14 protein-coding genes are annotated in these 17,350 nt (G+C 64.3%); all 14 read right to left on the bottom strand.

What is annotated here, in order from left to right; genetic code table 11:
- Nucleotides 1–98 precede the first annotated feature (98 nt).
- Nucleotides 99–866, bottom strand: coding sequence for a WecB/TagA/CpsF family glycosyltransferase (locus C4B30_RS32760; RefSeq protein WP_105133523.1), 768 nt, complete (start codon nt 864–866; stop codon nt 99–101).
- Nucleotides 863–2,074 (bottom strand): aspartate-semialdehyde dehydrogenase, encoded by a 1,212-nt coding sequence (locus C4B30_RS32765; RefSeq protein ID WP_105133524.1) that lies wholly within the window; start codon nt 2,072–2,074, stop codon nt 863–865. The genes C4B30_RS32760 and C4B30_RS32765 overlap by 4 nt, the downstream gene beginning before the upstream one ends.
- Nucleotides 2,071–2,877: a polysaccharide lyase gene (locus C4B30_RS32770; protein ID WP_105133525.1), complete on the bottom strand. Its 807-nt coding sequence runs from the start codon at nt 2,875–2,877 to the stop codon at nt 2,071–2,073. The genes C4B30_RS32765 and C4B30_RS32770 overlap by 4 nt, the downstream gene beginning before the upstream one ends.
- Before the next feature lies 1 nt (nt 2,878).
- On the bottom strand, nt 2,879–4,000 hold the full coding sequence (locus C4B30_RS32775; RefSeq protein ID WP_105133526.1) for a glycosyltransferase family 4 protein: 1,122 nt from the start codon (nt 3,998–4,000) through the stop codon (nt 2,879–2,881).
- Complete coding sequence (locus C4B30_RS32780; RefSeq protein WP_105133527.1) at nt 3,997–5,307, bottom strand: O-antigen ligase family protein; 1,311 nt, start codon at nt 5,305–5,307, stop codon at nt 3,997–3,999. Before C4B30_RS32780 ends, C4B30_RS32775 begins: the two co-directional genes overlap by 4 nt.
- On the bottom strand, nt 5,300–6,118 hold the full coding sequence (locus C4B30_RS32785; protein ID WP_105133528.1) for a glycosyltransferase family 25 protein: 819 nt from the start codon (nt 6,116–6,118) through the stop codon (nt 5,300–5,302). The genes C4B30_RS32780 and C4B30_RS32785 overlap by 8 nt, the downstream gene beginning before the upstream one ends.
- A gap of 9 nt (nt 6,119–6,127) precedes the next feature.
- Nucleotides 6,128–7,426, bottom strand: a complete 1,299-nt coding sequence (locus C4B30_RS32790) for an oligosaccharide flippase family protein (RefSeq protein WP_234015480.1) — start codon at nt 7,424–7,426, stop codon at nt 6,128–6,130.
- A 37-nt stretch (nt 7,427–7,463) separates the two neighbouring features.
- Entirely contained in the window at nt 7,464–8,720 is a 1,257-nt protein-coding gene (wecC, locus tag C4B30_RS32795; RefSeq protein ID WP_105133529.1) for a UDP-N-acetyl-D-mannosamine dehydrogenase, read from the bottom strand.
- A gap of 30 nt (nt 8,721–8,750) precedes the next feature.
- Nucleotides 8,751–9,929: a non-hydrolyzing UDP-N-acetylglucosamine 2-epimerase gene (gene wecB / locus C4B30_RS32800; protein WP_105133530.1), complete on the bottom strand. Its 1,179-nt coding sequence runs from the start codon at nt 9,927–9,929 to the stop codon at nt 8,751–8,753.
- Nucleotides 9,930–9,948: 19 nt separating this feature from the next.
- Complete coding sequence (locus tag C4B30_RS32805; protein WP_105133531.1) at nt 9,949–12,201, bottom strand: polysaccharide biosynthesis tyrosine autokinase; 2,253 nt, start codon at nt 12,199–12,201, stop codon at nt 9,949–9,951.
- A gap of 39 nt (nt 12,202–12,240) precedes the next feature.
- Entirely contained in the window at nt 12,241–12,690 is a 450-nt protein-coding gene (locus tag C4B30_RS32810; protein WP_105133532.1) for a low molecular weight protein-tyrosine-phosphatase, read from the bottom strand.
- The gene (locus C4B30_RS32815) at nt 12,687–13,733 is read right to left on the bottom strand and encodes a polysaccharide biosynthesis/export family protein (protein ID WP_105133546.1); all 1,047 of its coding nucleotides are present in this window, start codon (nt 13,731–13,733) and stop codon (nt 12,687–12,689) included. The genes C4B30_RS32810 and C4B30_RS32815 overlap by 4 nt, the downstream gene beginning before the upstream one ends.
- Before the next feature lie 224 nt (nt 13,734–13,957).
- Nucleotides 13,958–15,373, bottom strand: a complete 1,416-nt coding sequence (locus C4B30_RS32820; protein ID WP_105133533.1) for an undecaprenyl-phosphate glucose phosphotransferase — start codon at nt 15,371–15,373, stop codon at nt 13,958–13,960.
- Nucleotides 15,374–15,975: 602 nt separating this feature from the next.
- Entirely contained in the window at nt 15,976–17,085 is a 1,110-nt protein-coding gene (locus C4B30_RS32825; protein WP_234015481.1) for a helix-turn-helix domain-containing protein, read from the bottom strand.
- Nucleotides 17,086–17,350 lie beyond the last annotated feature (265 nt).

Consider the following 17,350-nt stretch of genomic DNA (forward strand, 5'->3'; position numbering starts at 1 on the left):
GTGGTGGGGAGGAAGGGCATGGGGTGGACGCCGTCGATAATGCCCTGATTGTACGGAAACGCGGCGCCCCGTGGCGGGGACGTGAAACGTCCCCGAACTCAATGCCCGATACGCCCCGTCGGCATGCGGCGCGGCCGTGCCGCAAGACGCGCGCGCAACAGCATCCACGCGAATCGACTGTTCGTGGTCCAGTAACGCCTCCACATGCGTCTCGGCTCCTGAAGCACCCGAAACAGCCATTCGAGACCGGCTTTCTGCATCCAGGCTGGCGCCCGGCGAACTTTGCCGGCAACCACATCGAACGTGCCGCCCACTCCCATCACGAAATCGACACCCAGTTCCGACTTCCACCGATTGATGAAATTTTCCTTTCGAGGTGACGTGATCGCGACGAACAGCAAGCGTGCGCCGGACGCGCGGATCATGGACACCACCGCTTCCTCGTCGTCCCAGAAATAGCCGTGATGCATCCCGGCGATCGTCAAGCGCGGATATTTTCTTTCGATCGCCGATGCCGCCCCGGATACGACGGCATCCGTGCCGCCGAGCATGAAGACCGGCAGTGCCTCCTCCTGTGCCATTCGCAGCAACCGATCGAACAGGTCGATGCCGGCGACGCGCTCGCCGACCGGATGGCCGAGCGCACGCGCGCCCCACACCACGCCCATGCCGTCGATGTTGATGATGTCGCACGCCCTCACCGATGCGGCCAGTTCCGGGTCGGCCTGCATATTGACCAGCTTGGCGACGTTGACGACCACGTGCTGGGTGAACTGCCGATGCACGATGCGATTGCGGATCAGTTCGACGGTCTCCGACATCGTCGCGACGTCCATCGGACAACCAAACAACTCGATGCGATTCATAGGACTTCCGGTTCGGAGAAGAAAGCGCTGGCGGTGTCTGCGGCGTGAGCCCTGTTCGCGAGCAACGCGGTGGCATAGAACGCCCACGCCTGCGTCCATCGCAAATAATCGACCCGGTTCGTCATGCGCGCGCTGCGCTGGTAGACGAAGCGGCCCTTGTCCGGCATGTAGAGCGTCTCCACCGCCCGCTCGAACGCGCGCACGGCCAATGCGTGGTCCGCTTCCGACGTCGAGACGGTCAGCAACGTGATCAGCGCCTCTGCGACGGAGTGCATGTCGAGCGGCCAGATCCTGTCGTCGTAATATTTGACGGTTCCGTCGGGCAGAAAAAACGTGCGTCGATAGTAAGCCAGCCCCTGATCGATCGACTCGGCGAACACCCGGGTTCGACACACACGCTGCAGCCGATGCAGCGCCTCGAGGTTATAGCCGGTATGGAACCCGTCGACGAAACCGTGATGGCCGCGTAAGCCGTACGCCCATGCGCCGTCCGGTCGTTGCATGGAAGCCGTCAACCGTGCGGCAGCGATCGCGCGTTCGCACATCGACGCGTCGGCGGTTCGCACGGCCGTTTCGGCCACGAACGCCGCACTCCACAGATTGGCGTTGTGAACGAACGCGCGCTCGCCCGGGATATAGGCGAAATAGCCGGCGCCCTGATGCGGCAGGTAAAGCGCATCGAGAAAATGGCCTGCATCGATCGCCACATCCGTGAAGCGGGATTCACCGGCAACGTCGCCCAGCGCGTACAACGCACGCGCGACGTAGCAGGTACTGATCGCATTCGGTGTGCCGACCGGCACGAAGAACGCCCGGGCCGCCCAGTCGAAGTGATAACCCCATGCGCTATGGCGCCAACGCTTGCGGTCCACGCGCTGCTCCAGCAGCCAGTCGCCGAGTGTGCGTGCCTCGTCGAGACTCGCCCCGTCGCCGATACGCCGTTCGCGCTCGAGCAGGCCGAGTACGACGAGGGCGACGCCCTTCGGATTGCGCATTCTCGGAACACCGACGATCTGCCTGAAATTGAACGGGCTGCGCTTGTGCAACTGCAACCACGCAATGCTGGCAAACGGCAGTTTCGACAACCCGGTGTATCTGAACAGGCGGCTGTTCAGCCCGTCGAACGGGTCGTGACCGGCATACGCATGTCGGCGGCAATGCGCCAGCACGGCATCCGACACCTGCGCGGGATCGAGCCGTGCGCTCATCGCTTGGCCTTCCTGTCGCCGATCGCGACCTTGCCGAAGTACAGCGTGACGGTATCGACGTCCGACGGGGCTTTCTCCCAATCGGGTTTGTATACCCCGAATTTCAGATAAGCCCTCACGTCGCCGGGATACGCATTCGGCTTCCCGCTTCCGTCGAACACGCTCGTGCCGTTTTTCCACAGGTGCGTGATCGCGCGCTCGCCGCTTGCGTCGGGCGTGTACTGCAGCACCCAGTCGACCCATTTGCCGCGGTCATCGGACGCGCAGCAAAGACGCCCGCCGAATCCGTGGGCGGTATTGGTCCCGCCGCGCACGGAGAACGTGTACTCGTTGCCGAGCAGCGTCAGCATGAACGGCGGCGATCCCACCAGGCCGCTCTGATGGATCTGCGTGATGATCTCCATTTGCTGGGAATCGAACGCAAAGTCGCGCGGCAGATAAGTGCGCCACCAGATCAGATAATCGTGTCCGGGAGCGAAAACGACGTCGCGCGGCAATGCGAATTCCGCGCGCGGTAGTCCGTTGATCAGATACGTGAAATTTTCGCTTTTTTGAATCTGCACGCGAATCGACCGACGTGCGGGATCGGCCGGATCCGGCGCCGACGTGACATCCGAGCGCCGCACTGCCTGTATTTCGATGTCGCCGATTCCGCTTTGCCAGTCGTTCGTGTAAATCGGCCGATAGGATTCGACATGTACCGATTTCGTGAAATCGGACGCAGCCGCCGTCGCATTCGCCGCAGCCGTCAGGCCGATGCATGCTGCCACCAGCGCACGTCGAAACTCTCGCTTTGCATTCATATCAGCTCCATCCGACTATTTGTCGATAACAATCCACATACCGGCCAACGACCGCCTCGGTCGCGTACAAGCGCTGGGCCCGCTCGCGGGCAGCCTGCCCCATCCGTTCACGAAGCGCCGGATCGATGGCGATCGCGTACATCGCACGCGCAAGTGCCGCGGCATCGTCCGGCTCGACGAGGTATCCCGTGACGCCGTCGTCGACCAGTTCGGCCAGGCCGCCCACCCGAGTCGCCACCACCGGCACCCCGTAAAACATCGCCTCCAGCGCGGCAATGCCGAACGATTCGAACCGGCTGGGCAGGCAGAACAGCGTGGCCTCTTGATAAAAGCGGGATTTTCCCGAACCGGCAAGCCAACCGGCGAAGCGAACGCGATCGGCCACGCCCAACGTCTCGGCATAGTCGTGCCACCGCCGTGTGTCGCCGTCGCCCGCCATCACGAGATCGATAGAGCCGCCCATTGGAGTCACTGCGGCCAGCGCCTCGATCAACGTCGCGAGCCCTTTTTGCTCGGACAGCCGACCGGCGAACGCAACGTACGGGCGGTGGGGCACCGCCCGTACCGGCGGACGCGCGTTCTGCGCGTCGACAGCCGTGTTCGCGATCACGTGCGCGTCGGCTGCACCGCTCCTGAACCGGTTCAGTACGCGTGCACACGCGTCCGACACGCCTACCGTGGCATCCGCGCCCCCGACGAACCAGGCAACCGCCATACGCGTCAACGGCCCCGCCCGCTCGGCAAAGCGATCGAAATTTCCCGAGTGAAGATGGAAGACGACACGTCGCCGACAGAATTTCGCGATGCGGCACAAGAGCAGCTTGCGATAAAACGATCCTCGCTCGGATACGTGAAAGTGCACGATGTCCGCGCGCCAGACATCGCGGAGAAATCGCGCAACGTCCAGCCCCGCGAAACTCGCCGCGTCGCGCACCTTGCTAAAGCCGTGCGTTCCGAAGAACGCGATCTGAATCGACGCGTTCGCGAATGCGTCGCGTTGCACCATCAGTTCGCTCAGCACCGACGCGATGCCGCCGCGTTGGCCGTACCCGGGTCCGACGTGCAACACGCGTATCCGGCGCGTGCCTGCCGGCGCTTGCGCGTCCATTGCAATCTTTCTCATGAGCGCACCCTCTCCCGAGCCGCCCGCTGCATGTCGCGCCGGATCATGACCGCGATCAACGCGAGAAACGGGCTGATGACGGCCGACCCCAGCACATGCCCCGCTGTCGACGCCATCGCGAACAGCACGACAAAGAACAGCCGGCCGAATCTGCGCGACAGGGTCCGCGGCCCACGGCGCAGGAAAGCCCGCGAAAGCGCGGTCAGATAGACGGTGAAGAGCGGCAATCCCAGCATCAGCATCAAATCGGGAATGTCGATCTCGACCATATAGCGCACGACCGGATATCCGCCCGTCAGCAACGCGACGAAATTGCCTTGTTGCAGATCGTCCCAGACATTCGCGAACTTCAGATTCCGCCCGGAAAGCAGCAGCGTCAGAATCTTGCCGTTGCCGACACGTCCGCCCTGATGCGAGAAATAGCGCAGGCTCAGTTCCGCCGCGTCGTTCACCGCGGGAATGAACAGGTAGGCAAGGATCGCGGTCGACACCAGGGCCGCGATAGCCATGCCGACGTAGCGGGTTGCCTTGATGGCATCGAATCGGGAATAACAATACGCGCAGGTCATCCCCAACGCGCCGACCACCCCACCTTTCGTGCCGGACAACATCGCCGCGACCAGCATGCATGCGGCGAGCGCCACGCTGCGCAGGCTCCAACCGCGTATCAACGCATGCAGGTACGCGAACCCGAGCGCCACGACGATCAACGCGGCAGCTTCGTTCTGCGCATAGACGATGCCCTTGTATCCCGAGCGAATGTGCGTCTCGGCCTGATAGCTGCGGAACATCTCGATCGACATCGCCGCGCCCATCACGATCGATGCGCCGTAGATCGACAACACGACGAACACCACCGATTCGATCTGCGCGAGGCGCCGATCACTGAGCAACGCCATGGCCGCCGGATAGACGAAGAACGAAAACACCTTCAGCACGAACACGCTCTGCTCGATCACCTCGCGATCGGTCAGCGCGCCGAGCACATAGGCGCCGAGCGTGACGCAAACCGCCAGCACCGCCGCAATCGTGATGCGAACGCCCGACATCCTCGCGCGAAACCCCGACAGCGTGAACGCCAGAAGGCCGGCGATCATCACGCCGCGGACGAGCAACGAGATGCGCGCGTCAGCCCCGTTGGAGGCCGCACTTCTGGCCAGGTAAACGGACAAGAAGTCGCCAAGCGGCGACAAGATGAGCCCGATGCCGAGGGTGGCCCATACCAGCGTCGCGGCGATTCGCGTCGCCGGATCGGTCACGAATCGCGGCGAGCGCGGGCCGTACGAGAAGCGAAGGCTGTCATCCATGGCGAATGAAGAGCTTGTCGCGCGACGCGGTAACCGTCAGTGCCGCCACGATCAGCCAGCGAAAGACGGTACGTGCGGCGCGCAGCGGTTTGAACAGCAGTTCCGGCGCGCCGTGACGCCGCGACGACAGCGCGGCGCGCCCCGCTTCGATGGCGCTCGGCATCGTCTCGAATGCTTCCCACACGGCATACGGACGCAACTCGGCGATGCGCAACCCGCCGTGATCGCGATGCCACGGCCAGTCGTCCAGCAGCGCCGCGACCGGACCGCGCGCATGTTCCAGCGCCTTGCGCGCGCCGTCCACGCTGATCCAGTAGCCCACCGCTCCGCTCGTCCATTGCTTGAACGGCACGCCGATGCGGAGCCCGCCGATGCGCCGCGCCCGCTTCAACGGTTCGTACAGGTAGGCCAGCGCCGCGCGGTCGCGGGACAGCTTCGAGCGACCCAGCAGCACGATATCCGCTTGGTCGGAGAGCCACTGGCCGGGAACCGACAGCAGACGGTCGAACAGCACATGATCGAGCATCGCGTCATCCTCGAGGACGACCGCCGCGCGCCCCGACCGAACGATTTTTTCCCACACGCGGACATGACTGATGAAGCAGCCGACTTCACCGCGGCTCAGCGGTCGCCCGTAGCGCGCGACGACCCGCGCGGTGTCCGTCATGGCCGAACACGCGTCCGCGTCGAGCGCCCGTGCATCGAACGCGTCCTCGAAGTCGAACGCGACGCCGTGACGGCTGACGATTTCCCGGATTGCCGCGCGTCTCGGCGAATCGACCAGCGATATCACGCGGATATCAAATGCCATGGCGTACCCTCACGTTCCAGTTGACTGCGCAAAGTGCGCGCGCAGCGTCGCCGAGCCGGCGATCCACAATGCGAAGACCGCAAGCAATGCACCCTCCGCAACGAGGTATGCGAAAGCGGCGCCGGCCGCCTCCCATCGCGGCACCAGCAGCACCGCGAGCAGTACGTTGAGCACGCCCGCCGCGAGCATCACGCGAGCGCGCCGGCGCGCGTGGCCGAACGGCACCAGCACCTGGAGCCCGAGGAAATAGGCGACATTGCCGAACAAGGTCGACACGCAGAGGACGTCCACGACCGACGACGCGCCGGCGAATTGCCGTCCGAGCACGAGCGGAGTGAGCACATCCGATACGGACAGGCAGATCGCGATGCCGATACCCGTCACGAACACGATCGCAATGCCGCCGGATATCGTGAGGCGGGCGGCTGCTCGCGTCCCTTCGGGTTGCCGCTGGGCAAACAGCGCGGCAATGCGCGGGTAGAGCACCGTGTTGATCTGCGCGGGCACCATGTTGCCCGCGGTCTTCAGCTTGTCCGCCGCGGCATACAGTCCCACCTGGTACGGTCCGCCGAGCGCCCCGACGATCACCGTGTTCGCAGCGCTGAACAGGCTGACCGATGCGGTCGACACGAACATGTCGGCACCCTCGACCAGCTGCGCACGAATTGCTCGCCACGAAAAATGCCGGCGACCGAGCAACCCGAGGCGATGCGCCATCAGCATCGAGCCGCCGGCCGCAAGCATCGATGTCAGCGACTGGATCGCGATGGCCATGTCCACGTCCGCCGGCGAGCGGACCAGCCAGAAAGTCAGCGGCAATGCCGCGAAGCGGCTTGCCAGCGCAACGGCGGTAAAGGACGAGAAGCGCTCGAGCCCCTGCAACAGCCAGTTGAGCGTCCACACGTTCGCGATCACACCCAGCCAGCCGATCCAGATCGCCGTGGACATCGCCGCGAGCGTGCGGTCGGCCATCAGCACGACGGCCAGAATCGCGCAGGACGCCACGCACAGGCACGCCTTCGCGCCGACGATCGACCAGACCAGCTCGCTCAACTGCCGCGGATCGCCGCGAAATTGCGCGACCGCTCGCGGGCCGCTGAGGTTGAACCCCCATTCGGTGAGTATCGTTCCATACACCGTCAGCGCCGTCACATAGCCGACCACGCCGAATTGGGCCGGACCGAGCACCCGCGTCAGATACGGGAACGTCGCGAGCGGAACGACATACATGCCGATCTGCCACAGCAGCATCGCGGCGAAATTGCGGCGGAGCCCTGCCCCGCCCGGCCGCGGGCCGGACGAAGTCATTGCACGGATGGCGTTCGACATGCGCGTCGTCATCGGATCACGCCGCCTGCCGCTCGCGCGCCAGCAACCCACGCGTATCGATCACGATCTTCGTGTGCAGCTTCATCGGATCGATCTGCTTGAATTGCCGGTGATCGACGAGGATCACCACGATATCCGCGCGCGCGAGCGCATCGGCGACCTCGCCGAGCACCACGCGCCCTTCCAGCGACGCGGGAAGCTGGCGGATGTTCGGCTCGACGGCGATGACCTGCCCGATCTTGCGATTCGCCAGCTCGCGAACGATGCCGACGGCCGGGCTTTCGCGCAGGTCGTCGATATCGGCCTTGAACGCGAGCCCGAAGCACGCGATCACCGGCTCGCGAAAGCGCTTCGCGACGTGCTCGATCCGGTCCAGGACGTGGTTCGGCTTGTCGTCGTTGACGGTACGCGCCGTGCGGATCAAGCGAGCGTGCTCGGGCGCGGAATCGACGATGAACCACGGATCCACGGCGATGCAGTGCCCACCGACACCGGGCCCCGGTTGCAGGATGGCGACTCGCGGATGCCGGTTCGACAAGCGGATCAGTTCCCACACGTTGATGTCGAGCGACTCGCAGATCACCGACAGTTCATTGGCGAACGCGATATTGACGTCGCGGAACGAATTCTCGGTCAGCTTGCACATCTCGGCCGTACGCGCATCGGTCAATACGCACTCGCCGCGCACGAAGACCCGATACAGTTCGGCAGCCTGCTCGCTGCACCGCCGCGTCATGCCGCCGATCACACGGTCGTTTTCCACCAGTTCGCGAATCACATGCCCCGGCAGCACGCGCTCGGGGCAGTGGGCAATCCGGATGTCCGACTGCTCGCCGGCCTGCTGCGGGAACGTGAGGTCGGGCCGCATCGCCGCGAGCCAGGCGGCGATCTTCTCCGTCGTGCCGACCGGCGACGTCGATTCCAGCACGACGAGATCGCCCTTCTTCAGGACGGGCCCGATCGCGCGGCTCGCCGCTTCGACGTGGGTCAGATCCGGCTTGTGTCCCGCGCCGAATGGCGTCGGCACCGCGATCAGGAACGCATCGGCGGGCTCGATCGTGTCGGTCGCCCGCAGATGTCCCTGCGTCACGGCCGCGCGCACCAGCATGTCGAGTTCCGGCTCGACGATATGCACGTCGCCGCGATTGATCGTATCGACCGTCGCGCGATTGACGTCGACACCGATCACCGATTTACGTCGCGCCGCGAACGCAGCGGCGGTCGGCAAGCCGATATAGCCGAGCCCGATTACGGAAATGACATCGAAGGACATGAATGGATCTCGCTGTATTGGGAATAGGGTTCACGCAAACCGGCCGGCTGCCGCTAACGCCGCGTGGGAATCGGACGGGCGGGCCGTCAGCAGGTCGACGATGCGCTCGCTTGCGCGGCCGTCGCCGTACGGGTTGTGCGCGCGGCTCATCGAGTGGTACACGTCCGGGCACTCCCACAGCTGCGTGACCTCGCTGACCAGCCGATGCGCGTCGGTGCCCACCAGACGGACCGTCCCCGCCGCAACGGCTTCCGGACGCTCCGTCGTATCGCGCATCACGAGGACCGGCTTGCCCAGCGACGGCGCTTCCTCCTGAATGCCGCCGGAATCGGTCAGGATCAGCCATGCACGGCTCATCAGATAGACGAACTGCAGATATTCCTGAGGCTCGATCAGCACGATGTTGTCGATGTCGCCGAGCAGGCGCGTCACCGGCTCGCGGACATTCGGATTCAGATGCATCGGGTAGACGATCAGGCACTCGGGAAAACGCGTCGCGATCGTCGCCAGTGCGGCGCAGATCCGTTCGAAGCCCAGGCCGAAATTCTCGCGCCGGTGCCCGGTGACGAGGATCATTCGGCGATCGTCGCCGAGGAACGGAAATGCGGCACGCATCCGCGAGGCCAGGTCCGGCTCATATGACAACCGCTCCGTCACCGTCAGCAACGCGTCGATGACCGTGTTGCCCGTCACGTGAATCTGTTCGGCAGCCACGCCTTCGGACAGCAGGTTCGACTTCGACGTCTCGGTCGGCGCGAAATGATGCAGCGCGAGCGTGCCGGTCATTTTGCGGTTGGCCTCCTCGGGCCACGGCGCATACAGGTTTCCCGTGCGCAGGCCAGCCTCCACGTGTCCGACCGCAATGCGGCGGTAATAGGCCGCCAGCGAGGCGCCGAGCGTCGTCGTGGTGTCGCCGTGCACGAGCACGAGATCCGGCCTGAACGACTCGAGAACCGGATCGAGCGTCGTCAGGATCTGGCCGGTGAGGTTGCCGAGCGTCTGCCCGTTGCGCATCAGGTCGAGATCGAAATCGGGCACGATGCCGAACAGGTCGAGCACCTGATCCAGCATTTGCCGATGCTGCGCGGTCACGCATACCGCGCATCGCACGCCGGCGAGCGACTTCAGACGCCGCACGACGGGCGCCATCTTGATGGCTTCCGGCCGCGTGCCGAAAGTGACGAGAATGTTTTCATGACGGACAGTCATCGGCTTCTCCCTGAACGGCTCACATCCGCTCGACGCGCGTTTCCGCCTCGGCGCCTTCGTACGCATACGCGCCATAGTTGCCGTATTGCGCGGAGCGCAGCCCCGGCCGGAAACCGTTGAACACCACACCCGTGACCGTCGCGCCCACGCGCTCGATCCGCTTCACCGACTCCAGGATCTCGCCCTGGGTCGTCATGCCGGAACGGGCCGCGAGCAGGATCGTGCCCGCGTACCGAGCAAACACCGTCGCGTCCGTGACCGGCAGCAGCGGCGGCGCATCGAGCAGAACGATGTCGTAGCGATGCGAAACCTCCGAGAGCACCATGGCGAGGTCGTTCGACGCGAAGAGTTCGACCGGCTGCCCGACGCGCGGGCCCGTGGGCATGAAGTCGACGTGCGGCGACACACCACGCACGATCGCCTGATCGAGTACCGCTTCGCCGCGCAGCACGCTCGACAATCCGGGGGTCGACTGGGTCCCAAAATCCTTCGCGAGGCGCCCGCGCCGCAAATCGCCGTCGATCAGCAGCACGCGTTTGTTCGATTGGCCGAGCAGCGCCGCGACGTTTGCCGAGATGAACGACTTCCCGATGCCGGCGGCCGGCCCCGTGACGAGAACCACGTTGTTCTTCGGCCGATCGAGCAGCAGGAACTGCAATGCCGTGCACAGGCTTCTCAGCGCCTCGACCGCCGGCTCGTGCGGCCGGGCCAACGCCAGAATCGTCGCGTCCTGGCTCGCGCCCGTCCCGACCCGCGTCAGCCGGCGCTGCACGGGGCTGAGCGGAATGGTCGCGATGACGTTCAGGTCGGCGTCGCGCTCGATCTCCGACGGATCGGTCACGCCGCCGAACAGCACGGCTCGCGCGATCGCGACGCACGCGCCCACCACGAGGCCGATCACGGCGGCCAGCGCGACGACGAGCACCGGCTTCGGCCAGACCGGCTGATCCGGAACGATCGCGTGGTCGATCACGCGCACGTTGCCGATCTTGCTGGCCGTCGCGAGCCGCAACTGCTGGATGCTGTTCAGCAGCCCGACATAGATCTCCGTCTGTACGGTCACGTCCCGTCGCAGCCGGACGATGTTCTGTTGCGCGTCGGGAAGGCGCTGGATCGCCTCGTTGAACGTGCCGACGTTGGCCTTGGCCGCGGCAATCTGCTGGTCGAGCGACGCAAGCTGCGGATGCTCCGGCGTATAGACCGACGCCAACGCCTTGCGCTTCTGCTCCAGTTCGAACAACGAAGTCTGTGCCGTGACCGCCTGGTTGAGCATCGCCTTCGCCTGCTCGGTCAGGTCGATCACTTCATGCTTCGTCTGGTAGGCGTTCAGGCGATCCTCGACCGCGCGCAACTGCTTCTCGACGTCCGGCACCTGCTCGGTCAGGAATCGCAACGATTTCTCGGCGGTCGCGGCCTTCCGGTCGGCATTCTGGCGGACGTAGTTGTCGGCGATTTCGTTCAGCACGCCGGCGCCCAGCACCGGATCGTCGTTCTCGTACGTGACGCCGATGACGCCGGACTGATCCTTGCCCTTTTCGGTGATGGTCAGCGCTTTCTGCAGTTTCGTCAGCATCTTCTGCTTCGAGAATGCCTTGACGACGAATCGAGCACCCGGGCGCCCTTCGATCGCCGCTACCGTCAGCGTCACGTCGCCGGCCGGCGTGCCGACATGCAGCGGCACGCCGATCCGGCCCGTCGCGTCGGCGTCCAGGTCGCCACCCGAAAGACGAAAGCGCCCGTCGCCAAGGAACGTGACGAAGAACCGGTCCTCGAGGAAATCCCGCGGCACCTCGAAGGTCGACACCGAAATGCGCTCGCCGCCCCATACGAACCCACCCATTCCGAACAGTCCCGGCGTGGAGAGCTTCTTGTTGAAACGTGCGATCACCGCGCCGATGATCGGGAAATGGTCCGGCTTCGCTTCGATGGCCAGGCGCTGATCGACGACGACCGGCTCGGTGACGAGTCTGGACCGCAGGATTTCCATTTCGCCGTCGTCCGTCGACTTGACGTCGAACAGCGAGCTGAGACCGCCGACGAGACTACCGGCCGCCCCGCCCATCATGTCGGCGCCGTTGCTCTCGACCTGCACGACGATGTCGACGCTGTAGACGGGCTTCGCGACGAGCGCGTAGAAGCCGCCGAACAGCACGAAAACGCACGCGACGATGCCGATGATCCCGACGTTCTTGATCATCATGTCGGCGATGCCGCGAATGTCGACTTCGTCCGAGTCTCGCGGGAAATGGGAAGGTGCTTTCATAGAGTTCATGGTCACTGCCGATATCCTTGGGCTGGCGAGCCTGACGGCTCAACGGGCACGTTCGATCAGGTTGCCGATGCGCTCGACCCAGTCGTTGACGCCGTGTTCGATCAGCGTCAGCGCATAGTCGTAGCTGCGCTGCGACCGGCGGTACGGATCGGCCACATCGGAGGGAAAGGCTTCGGCAATGCGATAGATGCGCCCTCGCGATGCGGGGTGGAAGCGCTCGATCGCCTTGCGTTGCTCGAGCTCCATCACGAGAATCAGGTCCGCCGCGCTGCACATGCGCTCGTCGAGACGTCTCGCACGGTGCGCCGACATGTCGATTTCGCGCGACTTCAGCAGCGCCTCGGCAACCGGATCGATCGCCATCCCGTTCCTGGCCTGCAGACCGGCCGACAAAATCGACACCCCAGGCAGCAAGCGCTGAAACAAGCCCTGCGCCATCGGGCTGCGACATACGTTGCCGTGGCAGACGATGAGCAGATGCTTGATCATTTCGAGACGATCGCCGCGGTTAGGCCTGCATTGATGGCGGGCAGCAGCAAGCTCAGAACGCGGCTGAATCGGACGAGCCCGTTCCCGTCGACATAGACCACGTCTTTCGGCCGCAACTCGAACTGGTTCGCCAGCACCATCGACACCGGCGATCGCGCATCCAGGTGATAGACCTGCGGCGTGTCGCCCTGCGCACCGCGGATCACGTAGAGCTGCGCGGCGTCGGCGCTCGTACTGTTGAGGCTGCCGGCCTGCGAGAGCGCGTCGCTCAGCGTCAGCTTGCCGGTTCGCAGCGGCAACGCCGTCACCGGCTTGGCGACCTCGCCCATCACGTACACACCGTTGTCCTCGCGCGGCACGACCCTCAGCAAATCGCCGTCGCGCAGCGAAATCGACGCGGGGTTCACGTTGCGTGCAAGCATGCCCGGGAGGTTGAGCGAATACGACACGCCGTCGCGCACGAGAACCAGATGGCTCTGATCCGCCGTGGGCGCGAATCCGCCCGCGCGATTGACGGCCTCGAACAGCGTCATCGGAATATCGTTGATCGGCACATTGCCCGGCGTGCGGACCTCGCCGTCAACGTAGATCTGCTTCGCCCTGAACGACGCGACCCTGACCATGACCTTCGGCTTGATGAAGTAGCGAGCCATCGCCGTCGTGATCGCCTTGCGTGCGTCGTCGGTCGTGAGACCAGCCACATGCACGTTCCCTGCATACGGCACCTGCACGTTGCCGACGTTGTCGACGACGAAACCCTGGGGCGGATCGAACGGGCGTCCGTTGGTCTGCTGCGGCGCGCCCTGCGCCTGTGTCAGTTCCGGGTGATCCCAAACCGTGATCTGAAGAACATCCCCGGCGCCGAGCGTATAGGGTTGAACCTTGCCGACGAGCGATCTCAAACGCTCGCCGTCGTCGGCGCGGGCCGCCGCGCCGAGCTGGCGAATCAGTGTCGCGTTGATTTCCTCGATCGGAATCTGCATCGACTCCGCGGGCGCCTTGCCGTCGCCGCCGGATACCGCGAGCGTCGCGGGGCCGGTCATGCGCATCCCCGGCGCGACGGCACATCCCGATAGCACCAGACAGGCGCCCGCGACGAGCATTGTCGTCCAGCGACCGCGCAGGCCTGGCGAGCCGGACTGGACAGCTTTTTTCATTCGATTGTTCATGGTTTCGATTTCATCGACACGCTTGTACACATCCGCCTTCCGTCGTCACTCCAGCGGCCTTCTCGCCCCGCACGGCGCGCCTCGCCGCCGCCGCGCGTTCAATACGCATTGCTCCCCGCGAACCCTTTCAGAATCGTCGTCCCGACAATCCGCATATCCAGCCCGAACGACCAGTTCTGCAGGTAATAGAGATCGTGCTCGACCCGCCCCTGCATCTTCTCGATCCGATCGGTTTCCCCTCGATAGCCGTTGACCTGCGCCCAGCCGGTAATACCCGGCTTGATCCGGTAGCGCTGGATGTAGCGATCGACAACCTTGCGGTACAGCTCGTCGTGCTCCAGCGCGTGCGGGCGTGGCCCGACGACCGACATGTCGCCCTGCAGCACGTTGATGAACTGCGGCAGTTCGTCAAGACTCGTGCGGCGCAGGAACCGCCCTACCGGGGTGATGCGGGAATCGTGACGGGTCGCCTGCCTGACCACGCCCGGCTGCTCCGCATGCAGCCGCATCGTGCGAAATTTGTAGATGCTGAACACGCGCCCGTCCGCGCCCTTGCGGCGCTGTCTGAAAAACACGGGCCCGCGCGATGTCGCCTTGACGGCCATCGCGATGATCAGCATCAACGGCAGCAGTGCCACGAGCGCGAGTGCCGCGAAACATCGGTCGAAGATTTCCTTGCCGAGCAGCGCTTGCGGCGGCAGAGGCGATGCGGCGAGATTGATCGCCGGTACGCCGAGCACGTCCGTCAGCGCGCTGTCGAACAGCGACAACGCGGTGACGTCCGGCATGAAGCGGATGTTCACGAGCTCGTCGCGGAATTCGGATACGAAGCGGAGAATCGTGCGTTCCTCCGACAACGGCAGCGCGAGCCAGAGTTCACGCATGCCTTGCTGGCGCACATAGGCGATGAATGCGGCTTCGTTCTCGAATGCCGGAGTACCCGCCACCGTCCCGCGCGTCGCGCGATCGCCGTCGAATACCGCAGCGGCGCGAAACCCGCTCGCGGGCGACCGCTCGATCGTGCCGAGTACGCGACGGCAATACTCGCCGCGCCCGACGACCGCAACCAATCGCAGATTCATGCCCGCATGCCGCAACCGGCGCAGCATCGCGTGTACGGCCAGCCGCACGACGACGAGCGCGGTGCCCGTCATGCCCGTCCAGTATGCGAACCACAACCGCGACACGGCGTCCGACCTGTGAAGCGTGAACGTCACCACCAGCGCGCCGCCCTGCGCGGTCAGCCAGGCCAGCGCCAGTTGCCCGGTCAACCGGAACAGCGAGCGCCCTCGCCACGATTGGTACACGCCGAACATCGGAAACAACATCAACGAAAAGGCGCTCGAGAACGCGACGACCGATGCGTCGAGCCGGGCATTCGCAACCGCGTCGAACCGGAAATGCGCCGCCAGCACGGCACCGAACACGATCAGCATCAGATCGACCGCACGTGCGGCGGCCCCCTGGACACTGGGACCGACCGGCCTGTATTCGAAATGTGACGTCCCGCTCATCTCGCCCCCGCGTTCGCGACGTTATCGACAGCTTCGGAATACCGGAGCTCACTCCATTGCGCGGACAGCCCCACTACTGCGCGCGACGGCATTCGCAAATCCGGTCGATAGCCGTTCGCCATATAGGATTCCTATTTATCGCTCTCCATCAGACGAAGAACGACGATTTCACGTTATTTATTCAGACCGGCGACCACGGCATGACGCGGACATTGGCGACGAGCGAATATGCCGTCGCGCATGCGCAAAAGAGCGGCGTAAGCGGTGATGCGGTCGAGGATTAATCAGGGACGCGCGTCCTGATACTGCTGCATTTGCGGGTTTGCCCGCCTGCTGAGTGCGGCGCGAATGGATGGCATCGACGGCATTTCCCCGGCGCCGATACCGAAAGTCGGAATCGAATTCATGATTGGTCTGATGTTATTGATGTTAAATACTGCGACACGCATCCGAATAAGCAGAAATCGTGCCACCATCGGAAACCAGGATGAGGCTCGTTCTTTATCCGAGGGAAACTCTTGTGAAATCCGAGGATTACGCGGCGTCCTTCAGGAATCGGATGTCGGCTTGATCGATGCGCGCGGTACGTCACGCGATCTTTGTTACGTTACGCGTCGCGTAACATGTGGCGTAACGCATGCGGTGTCGGATGGCGCCGCGTCATCGCGTTTCGATCGAATCGTGGCGCCCCCGCAATACCGGACGTTATCGGTCGATCGCCCGCTCGCGGGCTCGAACGGTCGTGTGCCGTGCCCGCGATCCGGTGCCGGCGAGCAAGTCAGCTCGATGCCGGCCTTCGCGATTCGCTCGCGCTCGATGACGCGAAATTCAGTGGGCGACAGCGCGATGTGTTGGCGGAACAGCTTCGCCAGGCGCTCGCCGCTGCCGAGACCGGTGCGCCGCGCCACCTTGTCGGCGGGCAGACTCGTGTGGACCAGCATGTGGCGGGCGCGCTCGAGACGAACGCTCAATACGAATTCCGTCGGCGTGACCCCGGCTTCCTTCTTGAAGCGCCGCAGAAAGTTGCGCTCGCTCATCGCGACGGCCTGCGCGATCTGGACGATCGAGATTCGCCCGGCGCTGCGCGTGCGCAGCAGCTGCATGGCCATGCGAATCGGCTGGCTCGCGGCGAGTTCGCGCATCGACCACTCGGCCGAATGCATGAGAAGGTCGCCGGAATCGCGGCACACATGCCGTTCGATTTCCTCGGCCGCGCGTGCGCCAAGTTCATGTCTGAACAATTCCAGCAGCACCGCAAGCACGTCCGCCCCTCTGGCCGGCTCGTCGGCACGGCCGGCCGCCGACACGAGACTCACCACCGACGCCGCGGGCTTCCGCACGCCGGCCCGCTTCGACACGATGGCAGCTGGCATTTTCACGTCGTCCGCGACCCACCGGGCGTGCGCATGCACGGCACGAAACCGGAGCAGTAACGCTTCAGTCCATGCGAACAGCAGATGATCGCCGTGGAGATGAAAGAACGCATGCACACGTTGCACGTGAGTATCGTCGAGCATGTCGGTCGTGACCTGCACGCCGGACGACGACGGCAACAACCCTCCGCTGGCCGACACGAACGTCACTTGGTAGGCGGGGCCCACCGGCACCAGACGATTGGCGAGGTTGACCGCCTCGATCATGTACGCGGCCTGGGCCAGCGAAAAACCCGCACTCAAAAAGACGACAACCGCCCGTTGTTCATCAGCATCCACTTGCCCAGCCCCCGTATTTTCCTGCCGACTTCTCTCAAATGTGCTTTTTATTTGATCGATGCGCTTCTCTGTGCTTGAAAAAGCGTCCGCATCATATCTTTAAACCTAAACCCGTCTCGAAACTGGCCGATGCCGACAGGGTTGTGGCGGATTGGCACAAGGCCCGCCGCGCAGCGCGCCCGAATTATTAAATAAAGCGCTCATTCCCGTCACGACAATAACTCGTCCCATCGAACGCAGAAAATCGCCCTGTTCCTTACAAGAT

The sequence above is a fragment of the Burkholderia sp. BE12 genome (assembly GCF_002959955.1).
Taxonomy (GTDB): Bacteria; Pseudomonadota; Gammaproteobacteria; order Burkholderiales; family Burkholderiaceae; genus Burkholderia.